The 25,784-nt window shown below is 47.1% G+C and carries 26 protein-coding genes and 2 pseudogenes; 13 read left to right on the forward strand and 15 right to left on the reverse strand.

Features of this window, described 5'->3' with window-relative positions:
• Positions 1-28 precede the first annotated feature (28 nt).
• Together ABXJ76_RS00325 and ABXJ76_RS00330 are read left to right on the forward strand one after the other, a co-directional pair.
• Positions 29-1,009, forward strand: coding sequence for an FAD-binding oxidoreductase (locus ABXJ76_RS00325; RefSeq protein WP_432743063.1), 981 nt, complete (start codon positions 29-31; stop codon positions 1,007-1,009).
• Positions 1,010-1,097: 88 nt separating this feature from the next.
• Positions 1,098-1,907 (forward strand): MOSC domain-containing protein, encoded by an 810-nt coding sequence (locus ABXJ76_RS00330; protein WP_432743065.1) that lies wholly within the window; start codon positions 1,098-1,100, stop codon positions 1,905-1,907.
• Positions 1,908-2,204: 297 nt separating this feature from the next.
• On the opposite strand, the gene ABXJ76_RS00335 is transcribed toward ABXJ76_RS00330, so the two are convergent.
• The 13 genes and pseudogenes from ABXJ76_RS00335 to ABXJ76_RS00395 form a co-directional block, all read right to left on the reverse strand.
• The gene (locus tag ABXJ76_RS00335) at positions 2,205-2,597 is read right to left on the reverse strand and encodes a group I truncated hemoglobin (RefSeq protein ID WP_432743067.1); all 393 of its coding nucleotides are present in this window, start codon (positions 2,595-2,597) and stop codon (positions 2,205-2,207) included.
• 124 nt (positions 2,598-2,721) lie between these two features.
• Positions 2,722-3,543 carry a glycosyltransferase family 2 protein gene (locus tag ABXJ76_RS00340; protein ID WP_432743069.1) on the reverse strand — a complete coding sequence of 274 codons (822 nt, stop codon included), beginning with the start codon at positions 3,541-3,543 and terminating at the stop codon, positions 2,722-2,724.
• 233 nt (positions 3,544-3,776) lie between these two features.
• A pseudogene (locus tag ABXJ76_RS00345) lies at positions 3,777-5,125 on the reverse strand (IS4 family transposase).
• A gap of 219 nt (positions 5,126-5,344) precedes the next feature.
• A complete protein-coding gene (locus ABXJ76_RS00350) occupies positions 5,345-5,959 on the reverse strand; it encodes a plasmid pRiA4b ORF-3 family protein (RefSeq protein ID WP_432743071.1) in 615 nt (204 codons plus the stop codon).
• 358 nt (positions 5,960-6,317) lie between these two features.
• Positions 6,318-6,608, reverse strand: a complete 291-nt coding sequence (locus tag ABXJ76_RS00355; RefSeq protein ID WP_432743073.1) for a DUF1640 domain-containing protein — start codon at positions 6,606-6,608, stop codon at positions 6,318-6,320.
• 144 nt (positions 6,609-6,752) lie between these two features.
• Complete coding sequence (locus ABXJ76_RS00360; RefSeq protein WP_432746583.1) at positions 6,753-7,085, reverse strand: DMT family transporter; 333 nt, start codon at positions 7,083-7,085, stop codon at positions 6,753-6,755.
• A gap of 163 nt (positions 7,086-7,248) precedes the next feature.
• Positions 7,249-7,449: a GDCCVxC domain-containing (seleno)protein gene (locus ABXJ76_RS00365; RefSeq protein ID WP_432746584.1), complete on the reverse strand. Its 201-nt coding sequence runs from the start codon at positions 7,447-7,449 to the stop codon at positions 7,249-7,251.
• A gap of 108 nt (positions 7,450-7,557) precedes the next feature.
• Positions 7,558-7,851: pseudogene (locus ABXJ76_RS00370) on the reverse strand (MerC family mercury resistance protein); the annotation flags it as partial.
• A 68-nt stretch (positions 7,852-7,919) separates the two neighbouring features.
• Entirely contained in the window at positions 7,920-8,426 is a 507-nt protein-coding gene (locus tag ABXJ76_RS00375) for a MerR family DNA-binding protein (RefSeq protein ID WP_432743074.1), read from the reverse strand.
• A 1-nt stretch (position 8,427) separates the two neighbouring features.
• A complete protein-coding gene (locus tag ABXJ76_RS00380) occupies positions 8,428-8,817 on the reverse strand; it encodes a VOC family protein (protein ID WP_432743076.1) in 390 nt (129 codons plus the stop codon).
• Between the two features lie 103 nt (positions 8,818-8,920).
• Positions 8,921-9,520 (reverse strand): DJ-1/PfpI family protein, encoded by a 600-nt coding sequence (locus ABXJ76_RS00385; protein WP_432743077.1) that lies wholly within the window; start codon positions 9,518-9,520, stop codon positions 8,921-8,923.
• Between the two features lie 80 nt (positions 9,521-9,600).
• On the reverse strand, positions 9,601-10,245 hold the full coding sequence (locus ABXJ76_RS00390; protein WP_432743079.1) for a LysE family translocator: 645 nt from the start codon (positions 10,243-10,245) through the stop codon (positions 9,601-9,603).
• A 193-nt stretch (positions 10,246-10,438) separates the two neighbouring features.
• Positions 10,439-10,951, reverse strand: coding sequence for a hypothetical protein (locus ABXJ76_RS00395; RefSeq protein ID WP_432743081.1), 513 nt, complete (start codon positions 10,949-10,951; stop codon positions 10,439-10,441).
• Positions 10,952-11,567: 616 nt separating this feature from the next.
• Here ABXJ76_RS00395 and ABXJ76_RS00400 point away from each other — a divergent pair.
• The 6 genes from ABXJ76_RS00400 to tadA all read left to right on the forward strand — a co-directional run bounded on the left by ABXJ76_RS00400 (position 11,568) and on the right by tadA (position 18,660).
• Entirely contained in the window at positions 11,568-12,449 is an 882-nt protein-coding gene (locus ABXJ76_RS00400; RefSeq protein ID WP_432743082.1) for an integron integrase, read from the forward strand.
• Positions 12,450-12,587: 138 nt separating this feature from the next.
• The gene (guaB, locus tag ABXJ76_RS00405) at positions 12,588-14,054 is read left to right on the forward strand and encodes an IMP dehydrogenase (RefSeq protein WP_432743083.1); all 1,467 of its coding nucleotides are present in this window, start codon (positions 12,588-12,590) and stop codon (positions 14,052-14,054) included.
• A gap of 109 nt (positions 14,055-14,163) precedes the next feature.
• Entirely contained in the window at positions 14,164-15,750 is a 1,587-nt protein-coding gene (guaA, locus tag ABXJ76_RS00410) for a glutamine-hydrolyzing GMP synthase (protein ID WP_432743085.1), read from the forward strand.
• Between the two features lie 168 nt (positions 15,751-15,918).
• The gene (locus ABXJ76_RS00415; RefSeq protein WP_432740541.1) at positions 15,919-16,863 is read left to right on the forward strand and encodes an IS1595 family transposase; all 945 of its coding nucleotides are present in this window, start codon (positions 15,919-15,921) and stop codon (positions 16,861-16,863) included.
• A 17-nt stretch (positions 16,864-16,880) separates the two neighbouring features.
• Positions 16,881-18,023 carry an acyltransferase family protein gene (locus tag ABXJ76_RS00420; RefSeq protein ID WP_432743087.1) on the forward strand — a complete coding sequence of 381 codons (1,143 nt, stop codon included), beginning with the start codon at positions 16,881-16,883 and terminating at the stop codon, positions 18,021-18,023.
• Positions 18,024-18,198: 175 nt separating this feature from the next.
• A complete protein-coding gene (gene tadA / locus ABXJ76_RS00425) occupies positions 18,199-18,660 on the forward strand; it encodes a tRNA adenosine(34) deaminase TadA (protein WP_432743089.1) in 462 nt (153 codons plus the stop codon).
• A 7-nt stretch (positions 18,661-18,667) separates the two neighbouring features.
• On the opposite strand, the gene mltF is transcribed toward tadA, so the two are convergent.
• On the reverse strand, positions 18,668-20,224 hold the full coding sequence (gene mltF, locus ABXJ76_RS00430; protein ID WP_432743091.1) for a membrane-bound lytic murein transglycosylase MltF: 1,557 nt from the start codon (positions 20,222-20,224) through the stop codon (positions 18,668-18,670).
• A 14-nt stretch (positions 20,225-20,238) separates the two neighbouring features.
• Positions 20,239-21,894 carry a glucose-6-phosphate isomerase gene (gene pgi / locus ABXJ76_RS00435; RefSeq protein WP_432743093.1) on the reverse strand — a complete coding sequence of 552 codons (1,656 nt, stop codon included), beginning with the start codon at positions 21,892-21,894 and terminating at the stop codon, positions 20,239-20,241.
• Between the two features lie 269 nt (positions 21,895-22,163).
• On the opposite strand from pgi, the gene ABXJ76_RS00440 reads away from it, so the two are divergent.
• The 5 genes from ABXJ76_RS00440 to ABXJ76_RS00460 all read left to right on the forward strand — a co-directional run bounded on the left by ABXJ76_RS00440 (position 22,164) and on the right by ABXJ76_RS00460 (position 25,622).
• A complete protein-coding gene (locus ABXJ76_RS00440) occupies positions 22,164-22,754 on the forward strand; it encodes a hypothetical protein (protein WP_432743095.1) in 591 nt (196 codons plus the stop codon).
• Positions 22,755-22,867: 113 nt separating this feature from the next.
• Positions 22,868-23,770: a copper oxidase gene (locus ABXJ76_RS00445; RefSeq protein ID WP_432743096.1), complete on the forward strand. Its 903-nt coding sequence runs from the start codon at positions 22,868-22,870 to the stop codon at positions 23,768-23,770.
• A 62-nt stretch (positions 23,771-23,832) separates the two neighbouring features.
• Positions 23,833-24,258, forward strand: a complete 426-nt coding sequence (locus ABXJ76_RS00450) for a YqaA family protein (protein ID WP_432743098.1) — start codon at positions 23,833-23,835, stop codon at positions 24,256-24,258.
• 58 nt (positions 24,259-24,316) lie between these two features.
• On the forward strand, positions 24,317-25,102 hold the full coding sequence (locus ABXJ76_RS00455) for a hypothetical protein (RefSeq protein WP_432743099.1): 786 nt from the start codon (positions 24,317-24,319) through the stop codon (positions 25,100-25,102).
• Between the two features lie 94 nt (positions 25,103-25,196).
• Positions 25,197-25,622, forward strand: a complete 426-nt coding sequence (locus tag ABXJ76_RS00460) for a desulfoferrodoxin family protein (RefSeq protein WP_432743101.1) — start codon at positions 25,197-25,199, stop codon at positions 25,620-25,622.
• Positions 25,623-25,784 lie beyond the last annotated feature (162 nt).

Genomic DNA, 25,784 nt, shown 5'->3' on the forward strand with positions numbered 1-25,784 from the left:
CTCCCCTCTTTGAATCAGGTACGCCGCTATGGTTACTATTCGTTATGCAAAAGACAATTTCGAGCTGAATGAAAACCAATCCGTTCTGGATTGTTTGACCGGTCACGGTGTACCCGTTCCTTTTTCCTGTCGCAGCGGCGTCTGTCAGACCTGTCTGATGCGCGCCACGGGCGGCACGCCTCCTGAAATTTCGCAACACGGTTTAAAGGATAGTCTCAAGCTTCAGAACTATTTCCTTGCTTGCGTTTGTCATCCTAGCGCAGATCTTGAAGTCGCCCTGCCGGATGACGATGATATTCAGGCGGTGATTCCCGCTACCGTCAAAAGTTTGAAATTGCTCAATTCAGACATCATGCATGTGGTTCTGGAATGCCATCTGCCTATTGATTACAGAGCGGGACAATTCATCAACCTGTTTCAAAATCAGGCGCTAGGCCGCAGTTACTCACTCGCCAGCGTGCCGCACGAAGATGAGTATCTTCATCTTCATGTCCGCCGTTTGCCGCAAGGCCGGGTAAGCGGCTGGATACATGAGGAATTACGTCCTGGCGAGACCGTCGAGATTCGTGGGCCCGGCGGCGACTGCTTTTACATACCCGGCAATAGCGAACAGGGCTTGGTTCTAATCGGTACGGGCTCCGGGCTTGCGCCTCTTTACGGCATTATCCGCGACGCCCTCAGTCAGGGCCACACCGGCCCTATCCATTTGTTTCACGGCAGCCGTGATTTGAACGGGCTTTACCTGACCGGAGAACTGCACGATCTGGTTCAGCAATATTCGAATTTCAATTATGTGCCCTGTCTGTCCGGTGATGACGTGCCCCACGGCTTTGCTGCGGGACGAGCCGATGATGTGGCTTTTCAACAGATCCCCAATCTCAAGAACTGGCGCATGTTTCTCTGCGGACATCCTGAAATGGTCAAAATAGCCAAGAAGAAGGCTTTTATGGCCGGTGCATCGATGAAGGATATTTATGTCGATGCGTTTAATGTCAGTCAGTCTTCGTGACTTGCTGTAAACCAAGCAGATGCGTTACCGCCAACTGGAAAACTAAGAGCGGAAGGTAACCTTAAACTTCACCGATGGAGATTGCCTGATGCCGCGCGTCGTTGCTTTATATCGTTATCCCGTGAAGGGTTTTACGCCCGAACAGTGCGAAGTTGTCAATATCCTTGATGAAGGGCGAATTGTCGGCGATAGAGTTCTTGGCGTCCGTTTTTCCGACTCAGGTGTGAGCGATGATGCCTGGAGTAAAAAACACCAGTTTGTTGCTTTAATGAATACACCCGGCATAGCAAGGCTTCAGCTTCGGTTCGATCATCAGAAGCGTAGACTATGCATCGGCTTGGAAGGTGAGGTTTTGGTTAATGAGGTATTGGACGAGAAGGGGCGCAGCAAAATTGCCGCTGCAATTGAAAATTATGTACTCAAGCTGGATGAAAATCCGCTTTCCTCTCACCCGGAGCGGCTGCCGTTACGATTGGTGGGTAACGGGATTACGCCCCGTTATCAGGACAATGAGGCCGGGCAGATAACCTTGCACGGCCGCGCAAGTTTGGCGGCTGTCGGTGCCGCTGTCGGCGATAATGATCTCAATGAACTTCGCTTCCGCTCAAATATCGTTATCGATGGTCTGGAGGCATGGGAAGAGCAAAGTTGGGTGGGGCGCAGGATTTGTATCGGTCAGGTTAATTTCGACGTGGTCATGCCGAAAAGCCGATGCCTTGCCACGCAAGCGAATCCCAGCTCCGGCAAACGGGATTTGCCGATTCTTAAAACGCTAACCCGTGTGTTTAATCAGGAAAAGCCGACTTTCGCCGTTGCGATGCTGACCCGCGGTGTTGGCGGGCCGATTCAACTTGGCGATAAAGCCAGTCTCATTGATTCGATGCACCTTGCCGATTGAGCAAAACAATCGTCATATCCTGCTCAGGATACGCAGCTATCTACACAAGTTAAATTGTAGGGGCGATCCGGCACGACTGCATGGATGCAGGAGGTAGAGCAACGCAGGAGCAGTTGCCGAGGTCGCCTATTATCACTATGCTCAGGATGACAAAGGCACACCAGAAAATAGTTTTGCTTTTGCAGGATGTCTTGAAGACTGACTTGGGCAAAGACAGGTGGAGTGTTATCAAGACTGCGTATTTGGCAGGCTTGGACGGCAACCTATTAATAGGTCTTCCTCCACCTGATATTTCAGTTATTTGCCCAATACATCATTGCGCGTGCTTTCGGCAATCGCGGCAACTTGAGCGATCAGTGCTGACGGCACATTTAACTCGGCTAAGGTTGCGCTAAGATGCTCCATGACCGCATCAAAATGGCTAGCGTTCAAGCCCATTTTGACCAGGCGGGCATGAGCAGTGCGCATATCTGTTCCGCTGTAATTATTGGGGCCGCCAAAGGCCATGGTCAAAAAAGCTTTTTGTTTGGCCGCTTGTTTTTCCATGTCGGAATTGTCGAAAAAACGGTTAATGCGGTAATCCGCCAGCACTTTGCGATAAAAAATATCGACAGCCGCATCAACAGCCGCTTCGCCGCCAAGTTGTTCATAGAGTGTTTGGGTTGAAGCTGTTTCTTGTGATTCGCTCATTATTGTCTCCAGTAGTATCTAATTATTTTTATTTAAGCAAACTCGCTCAAGCGGAAGTTTATAACAGCAGATGAATTTTTGCTATAAAACAGCGGGACGAAAGCTGGTTTTTTGTCCTTTGTCTTTAGCATTCATATTTTTCAATCAGCCGTTGATAACAGTCAGCCTCATCCGTTTTGCCTCGTTTGGTAGCGCCGTTAAGATAAATACCGGATTTTTTTAGCAGCATGTTGACTGCCGCCTGCCGGTTTTTCTCAGACAATTGACCGGCATCAATGATTTTTTGCAAGGCGCTGATTCGAAACCGATCCATACCCCAATATGCACAAGATAACTGGTCTTCATGACCGCCATGCTTGTTTATTTGCGGCTGTTCAAGCAATAAAACCGGATAATTTGCAGTGATTCTGAGCCACAGGTCGTAGTCTTCACAAGCGGGCAGTTGCGTATCGAACAGGCCAATAGCGGCAAATACCGAGCGGTGTATCAACACCGTGGACGGCGACATCGCGCAGAGCGGCAAGCAATGGGTAAAAATCCAGCCGCCGGTTTTGGCGTATTTTTTGGGTACGTTAACCTGAGTTCCATTGCGAATCCAATTTTCTTCAGTGTGGCAAATCTGGTGTTCAGGGTGATCCGTCAGTGCCTTCATCTGTTTAGCCAGTTTTTCCGGCAGCCATTCGTCATCGGAGTCCAGAAAAGCCAGCCAGTCGCCGGTCGCTTGTTGAATGCCGAGATTGCGCGCCGCGCTGACGCCGAGATTTTCCTGATAGCGATAATTTACCTGAGGAAATTCTTGTTGGAGCATAGCTTCCGTGCCATCGGTAGAGCCATCGTCAATGACCGCAACTTCTGTCGGTAATAAGCTTTGGGAATAGACGGATAATAGCGCTCGTTTCAGCAGATCACGGCGATTGTAGCTGGGGATGACAACCGAAATATTCATATAATGAACCTTGCATTCAACTTATAAGCCAATGGAGTATTCATATTAAATTGCTTGCAGGTTAGATAGCGCATAACGGAAAGCTGAAAAAACAAAACCGGATTATAACCGCGCTCCGGTTGAGCGTTGTGTTGGGCTTTAGGATATGCAAACTAAAGCCAAAACATCAAGAAGCAACTAAATCAATCGAGTCTGACTCCAATACTGCTACCGTAAAAATAAAACAAATAAAATCAGAGTATTAAGCATGCCTCGTTTCTTGGCACCGTTAGCAAAGGAAAGGGTTTTGGTCGGCGCTTGACAGCCCTTGGTCGGCTCTTGCGTTTTTGTTTTCCAATGGGTGTTGATACCATCGCCTTTAATAATGCCTGCAAGGCGTTTATAAGCCGGCCCCCTGTTAAGTCGACGATCTGCTTGGAAGCTTGAATTACAAGCTGTACTGCCGATCTGAAACTAAGTTGGCGTGGGATCTTTTCATGCAGACTGGCGGCCTGTGCCAAATTCCCACGAATTATGTTATATGCCAATAGGGGGATGGCTATTTCCTTGTTTACCCTGTCCGGCGTTTTACACCGCAACATTTCCATGCCCCTATTGGTTTTGATCGAACGAAAATCCAACTCGATCGTCCAGCGTTTTTTATAAAGCCTGGCAAGCTCTTGCTTATGAAAGCTCTTTGCATTCAGCCGTGTTGCCACATAGACCCTCCCATTCACCGCAAACTCGCGGACGGTGATCGTTTCCGGCAAGTCGGCGTATTCTTGCTTAGACATCCAGACAGGTTTCCGTTTGGGTTTCGTCCAGTCCATTAAATGATCTCTTATACCCAGGCGGATACCTTGACTGAAATCCACCTTTTTCCTGGCATGTATTGGAAATAGCACCGGAACTTCAAGAGCCTGCATGAGAGCGATAATAGCGAAAGTGCAGTAATATCGGTCTGCCATTAGTAAATCCCCAACTGACAGACTACCCAATAGTTGGCTGAGTAGCGATGTTTCCCCTGATCCCTTACCTTGATAGGCTCCCAGACTATAGTCCATCACGGTTCCTGCCGCCAAGGAGATCAGTACAACCCTACGTGCAATCGGAAAGCCTAAGCCAGGTTTTTGACTGTCTAGTTGAGGGTAGTTCGCTTGGTTCTCAGGTGTATCTGGCATCTGTACCGTTGCTCCATCGGTAAGGACAACGTTATAACCCTTCCATCGCCATGCTGCGAGAGTCTGTTGGTGGAGGCGAAAACCAGCTGCTGTGGTAGCTTCCCTTGGTTCCTTCAGCGGTAGGCGTTGCCGTGCTTTACAGTAAGGCCCCGTGTTGACCGTATTGGCTGATTGTCCATCGACGATGCGGCCAACCAATACGCCTGCGACTGCCTGTTTGCAGGAACCGTCATCACTTAATACTTGGAAAATAAAGGCTTTAAGTGTGACTAAGGGCAAGAATACCGAGGATCGTTTGTGCGGGGTATTGGCGATAATGTCGGCAATACTGTTGGCAGAAAAAAATCCTCAAAGGCTAAGCCTTGGGGCTGTAAAAAGGACTTTTTGAATCGGTCGATTTGCTGCTTAATGCGGCTTTTCATAAGAGGTGGCAGGGTTAAGTTATTCATCGGGCAAGGTAATGCCCTGTACTCTATCAGAATAGAGCCTGATCTTAACCTTAATCTTAATCTTATTCTTGTTACATCTAGTTGTAATTTATAGATTAATTACATTTGCGGTAGCAGTATTGGAGTCTGACCCCATTGGTTTTGCCATTGAGTTAATTTGAGTCTGTGTTGAATGATGGGTTAGAACTCGCTTTAAGCATGCTGACCAAAAGCAATTTGCCAGCGTTTTTTTGGATTCCAGAATTTCACTTCACAGGGGTCAAAGTGCTCCGGCTTATAAGGAAAGTAGCTTTTTGCATGGCCTTTCAGCCAAGCATTCATGTCTTTACATTCTTCTGTGCGTGGCTTGACGAGAACATTCAGTAATGTTTCATATCCGGGAATGCCTCCGCAGTCCTCGGGTGGACAGGCTCGCTCTCCAGTGACGCACACGGGATATTTGACAGAGGATTCTTTGAGGAGGATACCTTCGAGCAAAACCTCGTGGCACCAGCCGTCGCCAAAATCGTAGTCGTAAGCTGCGGCAACACCCGGAGTAACAAAGTATTCTGATATTGGCACTTCCCACCCCGCTATAACACTATGGTCTGTCTCAGTATCTGGAATTCCTATTACGTCTACTTTGCGACTTCTTGGCTTATTCACTCGAAACTCGTGCAGGTGATAGTCAAGCCAGCCCATTGAGTCTTGGATTGCTACGTGCAAATCCCAGAAAGAGTAGTCGGCGGGTACCTGAATTCTTCTCCAGATCGGAGGGGTGATCTCCAGAAGGGTTACACGGAACTGATAGATTAACTTGTTGGCCATAAGGATTACCTGAAGAGTTCTAACGTAAAGCTAAGCCGACCGGTGGAGCGTAGTGGAACCGGTTCGGCTTGAGCGCAAAATGTCGGGTTACGCTACGCTAACCCGACAAGACTATTTTTTAATGGGTATTACTCTAATGTAAAAACAATCCTTCAAAACTGCCAACTAGCGGCGAAACTTTACTCACGGCAGAGAAGCCCAAAAAACTGACCGCAAATACCGAGACTTACGCAGGCAAACCTAAGCCGACGCAGCCATCCCTATAACGTCTAACGTAAAGCTAACTGGGCGCGGCACGGAAAGCTGAAAAATAAAACCGTAGTATAACCGCGCTCCGGTTGAGCGCCATGTTAGGCCTTTAAAGCAACTTAACTAGTGCGGCAACTATGCCAATGGCTAATGCTATCAGTGCGCCTAGCTTGATGATAAGACGTTGTTCCATTTCGCGCATATCACGACGTACGTCTTCAATATCGCGGTGAAGCTCATTTTTAACCGACAGTAAATCTTCTTTAGTGACCAAGTCCTTGAGATTTACTTCCAGAACTTCGGACAGTGCCACGGCCTCTGCTTCTGCTTGCGCAAGAGGAACTCCGGCAGCTTTAAGAGTGTTGGCATATTTTAAGGTATCAAATGTAACGGCGGTCATAGCTTTACTTCCTGTTCTTGATTTAATGGTCAGTTTACCATGTTCAACAACCGCCCCGCCACTTCGGTGGTGGAGCATAACGTGGAGCTAAGGGGTTGCGCGCTTTCACGCAGTCCCGCTTGAGCGTAGGGTTAGACATGGCGCTCAATGCCCCACTGTCGTTGAAGAGAGATTTAGAACCACCACACCCGAAACTATTAGTGCGATGCCGACAATCGCCCCTGTACTCAATGATTGATGATAGATGACCCAACCAATTATTGAAACGAACGCCACACCGACACCAGACCAAATGGCATAAGCGATGCCGAGTGGAATGGTGCGTAGGGTAAGCGAAAGAAAATAAAATGCCGAGGCATAGCCAATAACGACTAGTAACGAGGGCCACAGCCGAGTGAACCCTTCGGCGGCCTTGAGAGCGGAAGTGGCAACGACTTCCGACATTATTGCGATAGCTAAATAGAGCCAGTTCATAATTTTGAATGTTTAACGTTACGGTAAGGGGCGCGCCGCTAACGAAAGCCAAGCGAAGCCACCGAACTTTGATAAAAACAAAACTTCAAAACCGCCAACGGGCGGCGCGTCTCTTTGACTGGCTTGTTGGACTTGGAAATACAGCCAAAGCTCAACCAACCTTGGATTAAGCACAACAACTGCCTTGCTGCTGGATAGGTGGACAAGGCACTGAACCGTAAGAGCAAAACACGCAACAATGGCCTGTATTGGGACGCAACAACTTGTGACAACCAGAACACTCATAGAAAAACAGGCAACTGTCGGTAGGCATAAGTTCTTTTTTAGCAGTGCCGCAATGCGGGCAAGTAATAACAGACTCAAGAATAACCGCTTTTGCTTTGCTGGGTTCACAGGCTTTACATTGTTTAGTAGCACGATGGTTAAGAACCGAAGCGACCAAAAGGCCAGCCAAGCCGCCATAAATCAAGATGGCCTGACGAAATCCATGATAATAAGCCAAAATGGCGACAACTGCACCAAGCATAACTAACAAGGGGAGAAGCTGTTTATGGCGGCGAAACGCTACAACGGCTCCAAAGAGGGCTAGGAAGGCGAAGCCCTGAAAAACCCACTCCGAAACAGACTGGTAGGGCATAAGGAAGCTGAGGCCGAGAGACGCACCCGCCGTAGCGAGCAAAGGTAGGCAACATGGAGTAGCGGCAGCAAAGGCGGCAAAAATACTGCCGATGCTGCCGACTTTATCAAGATGGCTAAATTGTTCTGACATTTTTTGAACTCCTACAACTGGTGGGGATGTTGAGAAGCTTAAACGTCGTACCTAGGTGCTGAGTCAAGTTACTTTTTTGAAATGACAGTGATGATGGGGCAGCCTTGATGGGTTGAATTAGATTCACAAGATTGGATGAGTTTTTCTAATGTGCTTGCTATAGCTTGCAAATCGTGAAGCTTGCTTTTGATTACCTCTAGCTTATGAGCCGCAAGCTCTTTTGTTTCGGCACATCGACCATTACCCAAGGCTAAAAGACTGGCACAATCAGCAAGGCTGAAACCAAGCTCTTTAGCGCGTTGAATAAAAAGCAACCTTGTAACAATGCCTTCAGAATAAATACGATAGCCAGACAGCGGTTTTTCAGGTTGTTCAATAAGCCCAATGCGCTGATAGTAGCGTATTGTTTCAATTCCGACACCTGATTTTTTTGCTACGACATTGATGGTTAATGGCTTTTTAGACATTGCAGCGATTTCATGGATTTGAATGCCTAATTTAGAAGCTAACCGGGCGCGACCCGGAAAGCTGAAAAAACAAAACTGCATTATAACCGTGATCCGGTTGAGCGCCATGTTAGGTTTGCGATGCCTTCCATTCGGTGATGGACGGATAGCAAACTTCCAAAATATTACCTGATGGGTCACGAAACAAGATTGTTTCACCACCACGTTGCTCTTTAGGGCCAGAAACAATTTCAAGGCCGTAGCTTTGAACCTTTGTGACCACATTGGGGAAATCGGGTTTACCGCAGGGGAAAGCAAGATGCGCCATTGTGTATGTGCGGTAATCATAGTTTGGTATTTCCATCAGGCCAAGTACGATGCCATTGGCCCCAATGAACGCTTGCTTTAGGCTATCCCATTTCTCAATAACCGAGAAGCCGAACATATCTTGGTAGAAGGCAATGCTTTTCTCCAAATCTGCAACGTTCAATCCTACGTGGTCGAGTTCTTTTCTAATCATAACGGTACCGTGGTTTCAGCAAGCCTAACGTAAAGTTAAGGGGCTCGCCCGCTTCTGGGCGAGTCCCGCTTGAACGACGGGTTGGGCGTCATTGCTCACGGGACTACGGTAGATAGGGAGCAATATTCTTCATTGCGCGGGAAACATACTCTTCCTTCTCGCCGACCGGCGCGACATAGTGAAGTGCATTTCTCGCGGCCTCTTCGCCCTCGGTGCGCGCGATGATCCAAGCGGCAAGATACTGCGACGCAAAGCAGCCACCTGCGGTTGCAACGTTACCTTGAGCGTAGAAAGGCTGATCGAGAACCTTGATGCCAGCGTCCTGTACCCAAGGCTTCGTTGTGAGATCAGTACACGCAGGAACGTTACCAAGGAAACCGAGCTTCGCCAGAAGCAGCGTGCCGGAACATTGGGCGCCAATTAGCTGACGTGCAGGGTCTAGCTGGAGCTTTGCCATCAGTTCTGGGTTGTTTACGATATCCCGGGTTTGAATGCCGCTTCCGATGATGACCGCATCCGCCGCGCAGGCTTCGGCCAACGTTGACTGTGCATGCACGGTTACGCCGTTCATCGAGGTGACAGACGGCGCTGGGCATGAGAGCGTTACTCGCCAGCCAGGTTTCTTGATGCGATTGAGTACCCCCAAGGCGATTAAGGAGTCGAGTTCATTGAACCCTTCGAAGGTGAGGATGGCTATGTGCATGGCAATATTCCGTATGATGCCCAACGTTTGAGGTAAGAGGCGCGCTTTAGCGCGTCCCGCTTGATGGATAGGTTGGGCTTTTATTTGCTGGATGCAAGGCGCAGCCCTAAAAAGACAAAAAGCGCACCCGCACTACGATTAAGAAAGTGCATGAATTTAGCATTGCCCCGAAACTGATTGCCGAGCAATGAAGAAGACCACGCCAGAAACAAATACCACAATAGGCCGATGCCGACGTAGCACAAACCTAAGGTGATAAATGCAGCAAACTTGTTAGAACTTGCAACATCAATAAACTGCGGCACAAAAGCCAGAAAGAAAAGAGCCACTTTAGGGTTAAGCACATTAGTTAATAGCCCCTGCTTGAAAATTTCTGCAAAATCTGCAGACGAGAAACCTGTTGGAAGTGCGCTCGCTGAACTGCGAGAAAAGAGCATTTTTACACCGAGATATACAAGGTAAGCAGCACCCGCAAGCTTAACGAAAAGAAAAGCCGATGCTGATGCCGCCAGCAAAGCTGAAAGCCCCAGCGCAGCCGCAAAGGTATGAATGACAGAGCCGCAGGAAATACCAATGACAGAGGCAATACCTTTGCCTCGCCCTTGCGCCACACTACGTCCGAGGATAAACAGGGTGTCTGGTCCAGGAATCAACGCCATAACAATGCTGGTTGCGAAAAACACATCAAAGTTGTGAATGCCATAAAAATTATGAATAGGAAACATCTGTGGATACCTAAATTAACTGTAGCTTACGCATTATGATTGCCCAACGTAAAGTTAAGGGGCTCGCCTTCACGGAAGATTGGCGAAGCCACCGAAGCCGGAAAAATAACAGACCTTCAAAACCGCTACGAAAAGGCGCGTCCCCCTTGAGCGTAATGTTAGGCAGCCGACTATTATTTGGTGAACCTTTTATTCATGCTTCCATCTTCGGCGGTAAGCCGAGAATATGTTCGGTACTTACATTACTAACGTGAATCGGTTGCTCCCATGGCCAGCGCCAAGAAAGCGACATACCTTTATCAGGCATATCGCAAGCAGGCGGCTCTGCCGACATAAATGCAGACATTAGTGCTGACTCCAAGCGCTGCCTTATACGCCTATCTACGTCCGCGCGCGCAACGAAAACACGATATCCGTCGAGCCATCGATTGGTTGCATCTTCAATCTCAGCAGTCCGTTGGAGAAAGTCATCAACCATTTCGGGTGAGCGTGGCCTCTTTGACCAGAAACCCGTCCATACCTTTACGCGTTTGCCGACTGCAAATTCCCCTTGATCAAAGATGGTATAAGTTCCATCCCGGTAAAGCTTGTCATGTTGACGAAATCGCTTGCGAAAGTGGGATGTGTAGCCTGCGCAATAGACCAGGTATCCGGCCTTGTGCTCGACTGAGAAAAGGTAAACGCCACCGTGCTCAAGTGCTTCCACGCGTGGTTGCCTGCCTGCTCGTGGCCAGCGGTGAGGTCCAGACCAACATAAAGTCAGCGATTCGATAATTATATTCTCCAAAATTGGCCTAACGTAAAGCTAACCGGGCGCGGCACGGGAAGCTGAAAAATAAAACCGTAGTATAACCGCGCTCCGGTTGAGCGACGGGTTAGGCCGATAAGCAGAACTACCGCAGCCCCAACCGAGACCAACCCCAAAGCTTAAAAATTATGCCGATAACCGATAAAAACACCGACTTTGCGGCTTGCATCATGCGCGGCAAACCAACCCGGATAAAAGCATAACAGCCACGGCCCGCGCATGACGCAAACGCATGAAACTACGCAGCCCGAACCGCTCACCCAAACGCCAGCGACCTTCAAATAAGCAACCATTACAAAACATCAAACTAAAAACGCCTAACTAATATTAGACAGCCTAATAGACGCAAAACATTGCGTCAAACGATTGTCTAATGATTTATAAAAATATAAAATCGTTTTAAATTCATTTAAGTAGCGAAATTTAGCACACCCTAAAATAAATGTAACACCCATCAGAAAATTTACCTAACCAAAAACCTAAGCTGCTTGATTAAGTCAGGGGCAAAATTCGTTTGAAGCATTACAGCATCCGCACCGAGCAGGCTGATACGGACTGGATTAAACGCTTTATTCTGCATTTTGGCAAGAAACATCCTCGTGACATGGGCGCCGCTGAGGTGGAGCAGTTTTTAACGCATTTGGCGGTTAATGGCCGAGTGGCGGCTTCTACGCAAAATCAGGCCAAATGCGAGTTGTTGTTTCTTTATAAAGAAGTGTTGGCAATCGAGTTGCCGTGGCTGGATAACGTGGAGCAAGCCAAAGTACCTAAGCGTTTGCCGGTGGTGTTAAATCGCGATGAGGTTCAGGCGATTTTATCGCGGTTGACCGGTACGCATTGGCTGATTGCGAGCCTGTTGTACGGAACGGGGATGCGGATTATGGAAGCTTTGCGTTTGCGGGTGCAGGATGTTGATGTTAAGCGGCATGAGATTTTAATTCGTGACGGCAAGGGTTTTAAAGATCGAGTGACGGTGTTGCCGGTATCGTTGTTAGCACCTTTACAGGCGCATTTATTCAAGGTACGAGAACTGCACGAGAGCGATTTAACGCAGGATTTTGGCGCGGTCTATATGCCTTATGCGTTAGAACGTAAATATCTTAATGCAGCAAAAGAATGGGGTTGGCAGTATGTGTTTCCTGCGGCTAAATTATCGACAGATCCACGTACCAAAGTGGTGCGTCGCCATCAGGTACAGGAACAGGCGATACAACGGGCGGTTAAGCAGGCGGTGCGTGATGCGGATTTGACCAAAGCGGCTACGCCGCATACTTTTCGCCATTCGTTTGCGACCCATTTGCTGGAAGGCGGTTACGATATTCGCACGGTGCAGGAGTTGCTGGCTGGGTCATGCCGATGTCAGTACGACGATGATTTATACCCATGTGCTGAATAAGGGCGGTAAAGGCGTGACCAGTCCTTTGGATCAGTTGGTGTGAGTATTGTTGTCGGAAACGCTGGGTTTCGCTCGCGCTTTACCCATCCCCCGATGTATAATGCGCGGTTATTTTCACTGATATATAAGGTGTGGTCTATGCAAATTCTTCAGGAAGCGCTCACGTTTGATGACGTTTTATTAGTGCCTGCGCACTCGACTGTGCTGCCACGCGACGTAGAGATGAAGACTCAGCTGACGCGGGGCATCACGCTGAATATCCCGTTGGTCGCTGCCGCGATGGATACGGTTACCGAAGCTCGACTGGCCATTGCGATTGCCCAGGAAGGCGGTATCGGCATTATTCATAAGAATATGACCGCTGAGCAGCAGGCGCGTGAAGTGCGCAGTGTTAAAAAATACGAGAGCGGGGTGATTAAAGATCCGATCACGGTGACGCCGGATGTGAGTATCCGAGATGTCATCAAGCTGACCCGCTCTAAAAATATTTCCGGTGTGCCTGTAGTCAACGGCGCCGAGTTGGTCGGTATTGTGACCAGTCGCGATTTACGCTTTGAGACGCGCTTTGATGAGCCGGTTTCAAAAGTTATGACACCCAAAGAGCGTTTGATCACGGTTACTGAAAGCGCCGATCGTAAGGAAGTGATTGCGCTGCTGCATAAGCATCGCATTGAAAAAGTGTTGGTGGTTAACGATGCCTTCCATTTGTGCGGCTTGATTACGGTAAAAGATATACAAAAAGCCAAAGATTACCCCTTAGCCTGTAAAGACGAACAGGAACGGTTGCGGGTCGGTGCGGCAATCGGTACCGGACAGGGCACGGAAGAGCGTGTCGCTGCTCTGGTTGCCGCCGGTGTGGATGTGATTATCGTTGATACGGCGCATGGCCATTCGCAAGGTGTGCTGGACAGAGTCCGGTGGGTAAAGCAGAACTATCCGCAGGTGCAGGTCATCGGTGGCAATATTGCTACCGCAGCGGCGGCACTGGCCATGGTTGAGGCGGGCGCCGATGGCGTTAAGGTGGGTATAGGTCCCGGTTCTATTTGTACGACTCGGATTATTGCCGGTGTCGGTGTGCCGCAAATTACTGCCGTCAGTAATGTCGCCGATGCGTTAAAGGGAACCGGTGTGCCGGTAATTGCCGATGGCGGTATACGCTATTCCGGCGATGTCGCTAAAGCGCTGGCTGCCGGTGCGCATGCGGTGATGCTGGGCGGCCTGTTTGCCGGTACCGAAGAAGCGCCGGGCGAGGTTGAACTGTTTCAGGGCAGGTCTTATAAATCCTATCGCGGCATGGGGTCTTTGGGCGCGATGTCGCAACAGGAAGGTTCCAGCGATCGCTATTTTCAGGAAGAAACCGATTCGGCTGAGAAATTGGTGCCGGAAGGTATTGAAGGCCGGGTGCCGTATAAAGGCAGTTTGTTGGCTGTTCTTCATCAGTTGCTGGGCGGTATTCGTGCCAGTATGGGTTACACCGGCAGTCAAACGATAGTCATGATGCATGAAAAGGCGCAGTTTGTACGGGTGACTAGCGCCGGTATGCGGGAAAGCCATGTACATGATGTGACTATTACTAAAGAAGCGCCTAATTACCGGATGGAGTGATTTTTTTAGGCGAAAGGCGAAAGATGAAAGGTGAAAAACCTGGATGTTAATACAATCGCCTTTCGCCTTTCGCCTTTAACCTTTTGCCTGATCTTAAAAGAGCTCTATCGTGAAACAACAATCCTTAAACATTCATACTCACAAAATCCTTATCCTGGATTTCGGCTCACAATACACCCAACTGATCGCGCGTCGCATCCGTGAAATTGGCGTTTATTGCGAAATTTATTCCTGTGAATGCAGCGCTGAACAAGTCGAAAAATTTGCACCCAACGGCATTATTTTATCCGGCGGACCGGACACGGTAACCAGCGGCGATACGCCAAGAGCGCCGCAAATCGTTTTTGAACTGGGCGTTCCTGTATTGGGCATATGCTATGGCTTGCAGACCATGACAGAACAATTGGGTGGCAAGGTTGAAAGTTCCGATCATAGGGAGTTCGGTTACGCGCAAATCAGGGCGAGGGGTCATTCAAAATTGCTGAACGGCATAGAAGATCATTTGTCGGCGGAAGGCTTTGGCCTGCTGGACGTCTGGATGAGTCACGGCGACCGCGTGGTTGATTTGCCGGTCGGCTTTACGCTGATCGCCAGCTCGGACGGCGCGCCGATTGCCGGTATCGCCAATGAAGACAAGGGCTTTTACGGCTTACAGTTTCATCCCGAAGTGACCCATACCAAACAAGGCGGACGGATATTATCGCGCTTTGTACTGGAAATTTGCGGTTGTGAAGCCTTGTGGACATCCAGCAATATTATCGAAGACAGTATTGCGGCCGTTCGCAAAATGGTCGGCAGCGATCATGTGATTTTGGGGTTGTCCGGCGGCGTCGATTCGTCGGTCGTTGCCGCATTGCTGCACAAAGCGATTGAAGACCGGTTGACCTGTGTTTTTGTCGATACCGGTTTGCTGCGTTTGCGCGAAGGCGATCAGGTGATGGCGACGTTTGCCGAACACATGGGCGTTAAAGTGATTCGGGTAAACGCTGAACAGCGCTATCTGGACGCCCTGAGCGGCATCACCGATCCGGAACAAAAACGCAAAATCATCGGCAGTCTGTTTATTGACATCTTCGATGAAGAGGCCTCAAAAATTACCGATGCCAAATGGCTGGCGCAAGGCACGATTTATCCGGATGTGATTGAATCGGCCGGCTCCAAAAGTGGCAAGGCGCATTTGATCAAATCGCATCACAATGTCGGCGGTTTGCCGGAAAACATGACTTTAAAGCTGGTCGAGCCGTTGCGCGAACTGTTCAAGGATGAAGTCAGAAATCTGGGCGTAGAGTTAGGTTTACCGGCGGATATGGTGTATCGCCACCCGTTCCCCGGTCCCGGTTTGGGCGTCAGAATTTTAGGCGAAGTGAAAAAGGAGTTTGCCGATTTATTGCGCCAGGCCGATGCGATTTTTATCGAAGAGCTGTATCGCCATGATCTTTACGACAAGGTCAGTCAGGCGTTTGCGGTATTTTTGCCGGTCAAGTCGGTCGGCGTGATGGGCGATGGCCGTCGCTATGATTACGTGATCGCGATACGCGCTGTCGAAACCATCGATTTTATGACGGCTCGCTGGGCGCATTTGCCGTATGAGTTTCTGGATTTGATTTCCCGTCGCATTATCAATGAAGTCCCTGGTATTTCCCGCGTGGCTTACGACATCAGCGGCAAGCCCCCCGCAACTATCGAGTGGGAATAGATTATTTGTATATCCTGTAATGCTGAGCCAAAGCTAGACTGAAACTTTATGGATTCAATCTCTTTAACCTCAGTACTGCCATATTTTTTCCTAATTACCCATAAAGAACAGCCAATGTTACAAGAATGTCTATACTGACAGTATCTACCATACGGATGGGATAACGTCATGAAAAACAAAGTTCAATTTCAAAAAGGCTATAGCCTGGGCGAGTTCATGAAAAATTATGGGAGTGAAGGGCAATGCCGAAAAGCCTTGTTTCAGTGGCGCTGGCCTCAAGGCTATGTTTGCCCTGAATGCGGTGGGCAAAGCTACTGCTCCCTGAAAACACGAGTGGTTTATCAGTGCAATCACTGCCACCATCAACATTCCCTCATTAGTGGCACCATTTTTTCTGCGACGAAACTCCCGTTAACAACTTGGTTTCTCGCGATCCACTTGACCACACAAGCAAAAACTGGCGTTTCTGCCCTTTCACTGCGCCGTCAATTAGGTGTTTCATACAATACCGCCTGGAGCATCAAACAGAAGCTGATGCAAGTAATGAAGGAGCGTGATGATAGTAAGCCGTTATCCGGCGTCATCCAACTGGATGACGTGTATTGGGGCGGCGAACATCGGGGAGGCAAGCGTGGACGGGGTTCACCCAACAAAACACCTTTTGTGGCGGCTGTGTCGGTCAACGAAAAAGGACATCCTATTGCCATGAACATGACTGTGGTCAACGGGTTCCGCTCCAAAGAAATCACTCGTTGGGCGAAGCGCCATCTTAGCACCGATAGTCACGTGGTCTCGGACGGACTGGCCTGTTTTGCCGCTGTTACCAAGGCAGGATGCCAGCATACCAGCATCGTAACCGGTGGAGGCCCTGAATGTGTCTCGCTGGAACCCTTCACTTGGGTCAATACGATGATAGGTAATGTCAAAAGGTCGATTGACGGGACTTATCACGCTATCAATCATAAACACCTTCCGCGCTATTTGGCAGAATTTTGTTATCGCTTCAATCGGCGATTTGTCCTTGAGGATATGCTGCCCCGCCTATGTTACGTTGCAGTCAGAACACCACCTATGCCTATGCGGCTACTGAAGATGGCTGAGGATTATGGGTAATCAGGTATTTTTTTATTATGGGGTTATGTTTCTTTTTTGCTAATAACATCCAATGGTTATTGCCCGAAAGATATTATCTGGAGTCATCAACACAAAGACATCAAGGCATTAATGGCATCAGATCTATTCTTGCCCTTAGTGTCTTCATGCATCATGCCGTGATTACCTATTATTTTTACCAACATGGGCGTTGGGAAGTGCCGCCATCAAGTTTTTATACGCTTTTAGGGCAGGTGCCTGTAGGAATATTTTTCTCAATTACCGGGTTTCTATTTTGGGAAAAAGCAATTCATAGTGCAGGGCGGGTGTCATATAAAAAACTCATGATATCTCGAGTAAAACGAATTGCTCCGGCTTACATGCTTGCGGCAACTATTATTTTGGGAATAGTCGCATGGGAATCAAAGCTAACGGTAGTTGTTTCTAATGGGGAATTAATTGAAAAAACCCTTGAGTTTCTTTTTGGAATTGGTTTTTTGAGCGTTCAAACTGTTAATAATATTCATACGGCGGTTTTTGGATCAAGTGTATTTTGGACATTGCGCTATGAATGGAAGTTCTATATCGCTCTTCCGTTGATTGCCATTTTTTTACGCAATATTATCCTCAAGCGTACGGGCTTTGTGCTGTTAGTTGCTTATTTCTTATACAAAATATCATTTTATTATTCTTCAATGCCCATGATTTTCTCGTTTCTTCCTGGAATGATCAGTGCGCATTTATATAATAACAACGTTACACGAAATATCTTAAGCGAAAATCGATTCTTGCCATTCATAGGGGCCGTCGCGCTAATTTGTATTTTTACCTTCAGTAGTACTATGTATAACTATTTTTCTTTGTTTTTTATGTGCATTTTTTTTATATCGTTAGTACACATGGAAACAGGAAGTTTGGTCTATAAGTTATTGCAAACCAGATCCGCAAAACTTCTTGGCAGCATTAGTTATTCAACATATATCATCCATTGCATAATTCTCTACTTGAGTTTTTATATGATGAACATGATTTATCCAATCAAACAATTTAATGAGTTGCAGTTTTGGATGTTTATCACTTCCATAGCCCTTTTCCTGGTTGCTGTTTCTGCATTAAGTTATAGGTATGTAGAATATCCATTTTTAAATGTTAAAAAGAAGTTCGATATTCAACATGCGTGAGATTTTGCATTTGAGTCATTCAAAAATGCAGTAAAAACTTGCTTGCCAATGCCTTAAAATATCTACTGCCGCATTTAGTTCAACTTGGCTTGGTGATTTGTTGAAGTCTTTTCGTTGTTACAAGCTTACTATTGCTCATGAAAAACTCAATAACTTATATGGAAAAAGCCGTCGAATGGAAATAAGCCAAGCAACGGATGAAGCATGGATGCGCTATGCGATCAGGCTGGCGCAACGGGCCGAGCAGCAGGGCGAAGTCCCGGTCGGCGCTATCGTGGTCAGGGACAATCGATGCATTGCGGAAGGCTGGAATATTCCGATAACCAGCCATGATCCGACTGCCCACGCCGAGGTGGTTGCCATGCGAGGCGCCGGTGTTCATGTTGCCAATTATCGGCTGACTGATGCGACCTTGTACGTGACCCTGGAGCCTTGCGTGATGTGCATAGGAGCCATGAGTCATGCGCGAATTAAACGGTTGGTTTTCGGTGCGTATGATCCAAAACGGGGCGCAGTATGCAATGCATTAAGCCTGACCGACGCCAGTTTTTTAAATCACAAGATCAGCTGGGACGGCGGCGTGCTGGAGACGGAATGCGCGGAAATGTTGAGGGCTTTTTTTAAAGCCAGACGGTGAAAGCCGTTTAAAGCGCGGCCGGATCAATAGTTACTGCTTCATTCTCGGGCTTTTTACTGTCGACTTCCATGGCATTTTTCTTAATTTGGTTTTCCTCGGTCAACCAGACCAGTAAGTCGTAATAGCTGCGTATGTTTTCTACAAATATAACCGGCTCCTTGCCTCGGGCATAGCCGTGTTTGGTCTGTTGATGCCACTTTTTCTGGGTGAGTAATGGCAGATGCTGTTTGACATCCATCCATTTATCGGGGTTTCCGCCTTGCTTTTCAGTTAATACTCTAGCGTCTTCAAGATGACCCAGGCCAACATTATAGGAGGCTAATGCAAACCAGGTACGATCCGGTTCTGGAATCTGCTCGGAAATTAACTGGATTCTTTGTTGAAAATAGCGTGCGCCGCCATCAATACTTTGACTCGAATCGGTTCGATCTTGAATGCCGAGTTCTGCGGCGGTGGTATTGGTTAGCATCATAATACCCTCTACGCCGGTCGGGGAAACGGCTTTATCCAGCCAATGGGATTCCTGATAGCCGATTGCAGCCAACAAACGCCAATCTATATTGTATTGTGCGGCCGCCAAATTAAAATATTTTTGATGCTGGGAAAGTCTGCTTTTTATTTGCTGGCGGAAGGTGCAGTTGCCGATATAGCTCAAGCTGCTGGTATGTCCGTAATGTTTTTCAAGGAGTTGATCGAGGGTTTTATCTTTTTTTATCCGATTGAAAAAACGGACAACTTCATCGTATAAACTGTTGTCGTCCGATGGGCTTAATGCCCAAGCCAGTTGGCGTGGTTCGGAAATGTCGAAGGCAATGTTAAGTTTGGGGTAAAAACGACGAATTAATATGGCCTGATTCGAGTCCGCTACGGTGTAATCGATAAGTCCTTCATTAACCAGATACAGCAGGCCATTGGTATCGAGCTCGTCGTTAACATTCCAGTCCAGTTCAGGCGTATCCTCTTTTAGATAGGCTAGGCTATCGATATGGCTGGTGTTTTTGGCAACTTCAATAATTCCTTGAGTCAGGCTGATGATGTTATTGGGGCGGCGAGTGCCTGAGCGGTAAATAAGCTGTTCAGTTATTTCATGGTAGGCAGGGGCAAAGCGCATGCTTTTGTTGCGCTGTTCGGTAATGGTCAGTCCGGCGGCGGCAATGTCGGCTTTGCCTTTGGAGATGCGTTTTAGGATGTCAGCAAAGGTACTGGGGGTTTCAAACTTTGCTTTAACGCCTAATTGCTCAGCGAAAAGCATAACCAAGTCATATTCAAGGCCGGTATATCCTTCCGGACTTTCATAGTAGGTTGTCGGGTCATTTCGGGTTAATACGTGCAGAGTTCCTGCCCGTTTAACTTGCTCCAGCTTGTTAATCGATAGGAATCCGCTGTCGCAAGTCGTCAGGGTGGCGGCAAGTAGTAAACCGATAATCAGTCTGGATAGGAAAATCAAGATTATCGGTTGCATCGGTTCCCGACTGATTGCGATACTTCTGACCGCCATGGATGGAGGAAATGCCGGCGACTGCCGGGAGCAGTCGCGGCCGCCATCCCTGGCAGTCGGTCGCATCGGTTCCTGAGCGATTACGACACTTCCGCCATCCTTGGCAGTCGTAATTGTTTGTAGGTATTAATCAATGCATTGGTTGAAGAATCGTGGCTGTCGATTATTTTGTCGTTTTGAAGTTCTGGTAAGATGACTTTGGCTAAGGTTTTTCCCAATTCGACACCCATCTGATCAAATGAGTTGATATTCCAGATAACCCCTTGAACATAAATTTTATGCTCATAAAACGCAATCAGTGAGCCTAAGGTTTTGGGCGTCAGTTTACTAAATAAAAACGAATTAGACGGTTTATTGCCGTCAAATATTTTGGAGGCGACCAGTACCTTATCGGCTTGGTCTTCAGTCGACAGCTCCTGCTTAACTTCTTCGGCTGTTTTACCTTTCATCAAGGCTTCCGGCTGGGCAAGAAAGTTTGAAATCAAAATATCATGATGCTCGGGTAATTTGTAGTGACTGTTCGCGGCGGCCAGAAAATCACAGGGTATCAGTTTGGTGCCTTGATGGATAAGCTGGAAAAAAGCGTGTTGACCATTGGTGCCGGGTTGCCCCCAAATAATCTGGCCGGTACTGTAATCCACTTTGTCACCGTTAAGGTCTATGCTTTTGCCGTTGCTTTCCATGTCTCCTTGCTGAAAATAATCAGCAAAATAAAGCATCGACTGGTCGTAAGGTAAAAGAGCATGGGATTCGGCATTATAGAAGTTGTTATACCAGATGCCCAGCAAGCCCATGATGACCGGGATATTTTTTTCAAAAGGCGTGGCGCGAAAATGCTCGTCAGCTTCATGAGCACCTTGTAAAAGTTCTTCAAAATTATCCATACCTACATATAAAGCAATAGATAGTCCTATGGCTGACCAGAGTGAATAGCGTCCGCCGACCCAATGCCTGAATTCAAACATATTATTGGTATCTATGCCGAATTCGGCAACATTCTTGGTGCTGGTAGAAATCGCAACAAAATGCTTGGCAATGGCCTGTTGATCTTTCGCGCTCTCAAGAAACCAGCTTCTTGCCGATTTTGCATTGGTCATGGTCTCTTGCGTCGTAAATGTTTTGGACGCAATAAGAAATAGTGTCGTTTCAGGGGATAAATGCGTTAGGGTTTCAACAAGGTCGGCTTGGTCGATATTAGAGACAAAATGAACTTTTAATGACTCAGAAGCATAGGGAGTAAGAGCTGTTGACACCATCTTGGGTCCCAAATCGGAGCCGCCTATGCCAATGTTGACGATGTCAGTAATAGCTTTGCCGGTATAACCCCGCCATTCGCCAGAGCGAACACAGGTGCTGAAAGTCCGCATTTGGGCGAGAACGCTGTTAATTTGCGGCATCACATCCTGTCCGTCTACATAAACAGGTTGGTTGCAGCGATTGCGCAAAGCGGTATGCAAAACGGATCGGTGTTCGGTCTTATTGATTTCTGCCCCGGAAAACATGGCCTTGATTTTTTCGTCTAGCCCGGCATGTTTAGCCAGATCAATCAGTAAGGGCAGAGTTTGATCCGTTATTCTATTTTTGGAGTAATCAAAAAGAATGTCATTAAAATGGAGAGAGAATTTGATGTGGCGATTGTTATCCGCATTGAAACTGTCGCGTAGGAGAATGTTTTTAGTTTCGTTGTGATGCTTTTTTAAAGCTGTCCAGGCCGTAGAAGAGGTCAAAAATGACATGCGGTAAAGCTCCGTTTGAATGAAATTAGTTTAAGTCTACGAAAAGCTGGGAAGGCTAGCAATAGTACTGCAGCGCATTACTTTTATAACGGCATTTGTAGGCTAGTCTGCCATCAATTCCTTTATTTGGCCAAATTGATGTGCTAGAGTAATCCATTGCTATTAATCAAAAATACAGTGAAAGATGCTTGTTTGTGATGAGTTCAAGCTATATTGATAGCATTTACATTTTTCCCATAATAATAAATTGATAAAAACTAGAAGGCATTATGAACAGTATACACATTTTAAGAAAGGGTTCCCTGGTACTTCTGGGATTGTTATTTTCTGCATCATTATGGGCGCATGGTGGGGCCGCAGGTACCGATACCGACCAATGTAAATTTGAATTGGAACCTACTCATTGGTTGCATTATACCGCCTATCAGCCTAACGCGTTTCCTGCTGAAGATTTTTGCGCCAATATTCCACGCGCTAACGAACTGACTTTACTGGTATTTGATTATCAAGATATAAAGTATAGAAATATGTCTGTTGAGTTTGAAGTGACTAAAGAGCCTGAAGGCACTAGCGTATTCAAACTGCCGGCGGCAAAACATAAAAAAGGCTCGGTTGAATTGAGATTGCCAAATGGCGTGCCGGAAGCAGGTAATTATCTGATTCATATTACTCTGGTTCCCGATTCTGGCGATAGATTGGATGCGCACATGAGTTTTAAAGCCGGTGGCGGTCAAGCAGTGACCAGAAATAATATGCTTTTGTATGCTCTTTTTGCATTTGCCGGTCTCTATGTCCTTTATCTGTCTCATGCTGGATTTAAAAGCAAAGTGGATGAAATAATAGCGAAAATTAAAAGCTAAACAGGCGAGATTGTTGCTAGGTGTGTGTTGATGCCATTGCGCCGTGATGGGTAATGGCATCGCCTAAAGCGCCTACTTTTGGTGGTTTTATTGAGCAACGGGGGAAATGAGTAATGGTGAAGTTATTATCGGCAGGGGCATTGATTTTTCTTTTTTCTGCGCCAGTATTGGCAGTGGAGTATGAAGATCATAGCGGTATGCTCATGGATCACGGTGATGGGCATTTAATGGACATGGCCGGTGGTATGGTTATGGGGCAGAATGCCAGTACCTTGCCCGGTGGCTGCGACAGTATTTCTGAGACCAAGGAAATTACTGTGCATGCCGGACATAAACACGCTGAGAAATTTCCCGGTAGAATGTTTGCGTTTGATACTCAGGAATTTAAGTTTAAACCGTGTACTAAATTGACGGTTAATTTTGTTAATGATGATCATATTCGTCATCAATGGATGATGCACGGCTTGCCGAAATATTTATACCCAAAAGGCATGTTTCATTTAGAGGTAACCGGCCCTGCAAAAATTTCAGGAACATTAATTCTTCCTCCCGGCGATAAAACCTATCTAGTACATTGTGACATTGCCCAGCACATGGAAAAAGGCATGAAAGCACAGTTGAAAGTCGGTGACGGTGATGGGGATTTGCCTAGTATTCCCGGCGTGACGGCTTACGTCATACCCGATGACTACGAGGGAAGTTTGTCGACAGTAATGGCTGATGTTTTGGCCGCAGCGGAAATCGCACCAATTGTTGGAGCAAATCCGACAGCAGCATCCCAACTCAAGACACCAAAAGAAGATTCTTTTATTTCAGGTGTTACTGTGATTGGTTTAGCGATAGGCTTGTTGCTAGCGCCATTTTTAGCGAAAAAATTTAAAGGTATGAGCGCATCAGAAGTGATCGCTACTATTTTTGAGTTGTTAAGAACAGGAATTGAACTTATTATAAAGCTGTTGTCTGGTTTGGTTAAGCTAATTATGTCTAACAAAAACAAGATATTGCCTGGAAGTTAAGTTCTGGTAACGTAAAAACCCCCTGCTCTCTTTGAGTGCAGGGGTTTTTTTTGAGAGAAAAAGTGCAAAATATAGGATTTGAAATAGGCGGGCTGTTTATCAGCGCATTTATATCATCAACGATAGCGCCTGGGGGCTCAGAAGCCATTTTGGCATATATGGTTGCGGCAGGACATTATCAGGTTGAGCTTTTGGTCATCGTTGCCACGATAGGTAACACGCTGGGCGCCATGACAACATGGGGCTTGGGTGTATTGGCAGCAAAGAAATTCCCCGTATCTACGCGTTTATCAGAAAGAAAACAGAAAGCGCTGGATGTAGTCAGAAAAAAAGGTCTCTGGACGCTGTTTTTTACCTGGTTGCCGTTGGTCGGCGATGCCTTGTGTTTTGCGGGCGGATGGCTAAAACTACCCTTCTTTCAGGCTTGTTTAATCATATTGCTGGGTAAGTTGGGTCGATATGCGATGATAGCCTGGGTGTTCATATAGTGTAGGCTTTGGCCACAACCGTAGAGTTAAAATCAATGAAAATCAAAAAGAGGTAATTGTGTTACGCCATTTTCCACAAGTTAACGTTGCTTATGCTCATAATAAACGCGATTATTTTATAGCAGTTTTCACTTTTCTTTGTGTGGCTGTCTGCTTAATGAGTGATGCCAATGCGAGTTTAGAAAAGCAAAATGCCCTCGGCGTTTGCGGCTGGGTGTTTTTGACCGGATGGTTGCTAGGAGAAAATAGGGAAATAAGAATGCAAGTTGTCATTGCCGTCATTTTTGCTACTATCGGCGAACACTTTGCCTCGCCTTTTATGGGCGGATACACTTACCGGTTTGAGAACGTGCCGGCCTATGTACCGCCCGGACACGGCATGGTCTATTTAACGGCTGTTGCGCTGGGTCGATCCGGATTATTCCTGCGCTATGCCAGGCAAATCGCTGCCTTTGTCGTATTAGTGTGCGGTGTGTGGTCAATTTGGGGTATCAGCGGCTATGCTGAGCAGGGAGATTCAGTCGGAGCCTTACTTTTTTGCGTTTTTTTGGGGTATCTTTTTAAAGGCCGCTCACCGATGGTTTATCTGGCGGCGTTTTTTATTACCACATGGTTAGAGTTAATTGGCACAGCCGTCGGAACCTGGACATGGGCGGCAATAGATCCGGTTCTTGGGTTGCCTCAGGGGAATCCACCCAGTGGTGTCGCTGCTTGGTATTGTCTGGTTGATGCGGTAGCCATGGGTGGCGCCGCACCGGTATTAAAAAATTCGAAGAATGCCCTCGACTGGTTAAAGTCTGGCAAATTGCGAAAAAGTGCTTATCAAGCTTCAGGCAATAAATAAGTTGAAAAAATAAAATCATGTAGAGCGGCTAATTTAAGCAAAGCAGCTCTGCCATAAACATATGTGTAATCAGCAAGCAAAAAAGGAAAATAGTATGGAACGTCGTGATTTTATTCGATTAAGTGTCGCAAGTGTTGGTGCCGGTATAATAGCGCCAACAATCGCACTGGCTAACACTAGCAAACCGGCAGTGGGCGCGGACGTCTATTATACAAAAGAAGCGCCCGGTCGCTGGAGCGGGAAAGTTGCAACACACTCGCCCAGCATTGAAATAGAAAAAGCGGGCGGCAAGGTCACTGTAAAAATCGTAACAGCGCACGAAATGAAAGGTTACGAGCACTATATTGTTAAGCACGTTTTGCTGGATCAAAACTATGCGTTTATAGACGAGCAGCTATTTGACCCGACCAAGAATCAAGCAGCAATATCAACATTTACACTGCATGACTACAGTGGCCCGATTTACGCGCTGAGTATGTGTAATAAGCATGACCTCTGGTTGAATGGTGCAGAAGTGTAAGGAAGATTTTCAGATTATTATGTTGGCGTTGATTTTATGGTAAGCGGCTTATTGGATCGCTTTATATCCGATGAGTTGCTTAGTAGTCACCTGAACATAATGTAAGCAATGAATAGCCGCCAATCATTACAACCGAAGCCGACAAAAATCCTGGTAATCGCA

This window comes from Methylobacter arcticus (assembly GCF_050917435.1).
Classification (GTDB): domain Bacteria; phylum Pseudomonadota; class Gammaproteobacteria; order Methylococcales; family Methylomonadaceae; genus Methylobacter_A; species Methylobacter_A titanis.